The organism is Rhodococcus sp. EPR-157, assembly GCF_001647195.1.
GTDB lineage: Bacteria > Actinomycetota > Actinomycetes > Mycobacteriales > Mycobacteriaceae > Rhodococcoides.
In genome coordinates this window covers 1-822 of sequence record NZ_LVCV01000634.1, presented here as the reverse complement: position 1 = coordinate 822, position 822 = coordinate 1, and the positions used below count along the sequence as shown (strand labels likewise).

General features: G+C 64.7%; 2 protein-coding genes. One reads left to right on the top strand and one right to left on the bottom strand.

Annotation, left to right across the window (positions count from 1 at the left end; translation table 11 throughout):
* Positions 1–226: PspC domain-containing protein (locus tag A2J03_RS26945; RefSeq protein WP_156520613.1), on the bottom strand; the 226-nt coding region annotated here is incomplete at its 3' end.
* 155 nt (positions 227–381) lie between these two features.
* Here A2J03_RS26945 and A2J03_RS26940 point away from each other — a divergent pair.
* A partial coding sequence (locus tag A2J03_RS26940; protein WP_156520612.1) for a PspC domain-containing protein occupies positions 382–822 on the top strand: 441 nt, incomplete at its 3' end.

Here is an 822-nt window from a genome sequence, read left to right as displayed (position 1 = left end):
CGTCTGAACCCGTGGGCGAGAACATCCACAACAACCCGTAGGCGAAGATGCCGGCGCCTGCCATGACCGCAAGCAACACGAACGCGACCCGCACCTTGAACACGTCGACGCCGAGATGATCGGACAGCCCCCCTGCTACACCGCCAACGATGCGTCCGCCGCCGCGCCGGTGGAACACGACCGGTTCGGGGCCCGCGGACGAGGGCAGTGGATCGACAGGGTGCACGTCTCCGATCCTGGCACGAATCGGACTCCTCGTGCATCAGGGTCTCCCCTGATCTTCTCGGCTCGGACCTGCACCCGGGAATTCGTCCCGACTCGGGAGCAAGATCAGGGCGATCCCTGATGTTTTCGCGAGCGCCGAGCGCCACGATGGTATCCATGAGCAACGCAACCGTCTCCGAACAACTACAGCAGATGTGGCGCACTCGCCCGTATCGGTTGCCTCAGCGAGGCCACGTCGCGGGAGTCGCAGCCGGCATCGGATACCGCTACGGTGTCGATCCGGTCCTTATCCGAGTCGCCTTGGTCGTCGGAACCATCTTCGGTGGCGCCGGCATAGTCCTCTACCTTGCGGCGTGGCTGTTGTTCAGCAAGGCCGGTGACTCAGCATCGCCCGCAGAGTCCTTGATGGGAAGGGGCCACAGCTCCGAGTCCAACACCAAGGTGATCGTTCTGGTGGTGGCACTGGTCATTGCCGTGTCGACGATCGGCCCGGTGGGGGTCGGCCTCGGCGGATCGGGAGTGATCAGCATGCTGGCCCTGCTGGCCGGCGTGTGGCTGCTGCATCAGCGACAACCCGAACCTCCCGAGTTCCTCCCC